General features: G+C 73.5%; 1 protein-coding gene. It reads left to right on the plus strand.

All coding sequences use genetic code 11. The annotated features are described in order from the left end of the window. Positions 1 to 751, plus strand: a 751-nt coding sequence (locus DMX10_RS32320) for an ImcF-related family protein (RefSeq protein ID WP_218281358.1), incomplete at both ends; no start/stop codon positions are given.

Raw genomic sequence — 751 nt, forward strand, 5'->3', positions numbered from 1 at the left:
CAGCTGGAAGGCCGTCTGGGGCAGTTGCTCGAGCCGCTGCGTGAGCAAGGGCTCGCCCGGATGCAGGCCGACAACCGCCATGACTTTCTCCTGCGTCTCGCCCAGGGCCTGCGGGACGAAGGCATCACCCGCTGGCGACGGACCTGGGAGCACTTGCAGCACAGCCATGGGGTGATGCCGCGCGGGCTCTGGTTCAGCCTCGCGATGCCGGGCGCCGGGGGCACTGCGGTGCATCATTGGCTGCCGCCCCCGGCTTGGCGAGGCGTGCTGGCGGACCGGCACGGCGGCCGGCCCTACGGGTGGCCCTGGTGGCGCACCGCGACCGCCGTCGCGCTCGGCCTCGTCGCCTTCTGGGGGCTGGGCACGCTGCTCTCCTTCGCCGGCAACCGTGTCCAGATCGCCGAGATGCAGGCCGTCCTGGCCACCCTGGACCAGCCCCGGGAAGGCGACGAGCAACTGCTTGCCCTCAACGCGCTGGTCCATGAGCTCGACCGCCTCGACCAACGTGCCAGGCACGGCGTGCCCTGGTACCAGCGCTTCGGCCTGAGCCAGAACGACGGCCTGCTCGCCGCGCTCTGGCCCCGCTACGAGGCGGCCAACAACCGGCTGGTCCGCGACCCGGCTGCGGCCGGCCTCGAGCGCCAGCTGCGCGGGCTGCTCGGCCTGGCGCCGGGCAGCGCCGAGCGCGCCACCCGGGCCCGGGAGGCCTACGAGCCGCTCAAGGCCTACCTGATGATGGCCCGGCCGGAGA

This window comes from Pseudomonas sp. 57B-090624 (genome assembly GCF_003234055.1).
GTDB lineage: Bacteria > Pseudomonadota > Gammaproteobacteria > Pseudomonadales > Pseudomonadaceae > Metapseudomonas > Metapseudomonas tohonis.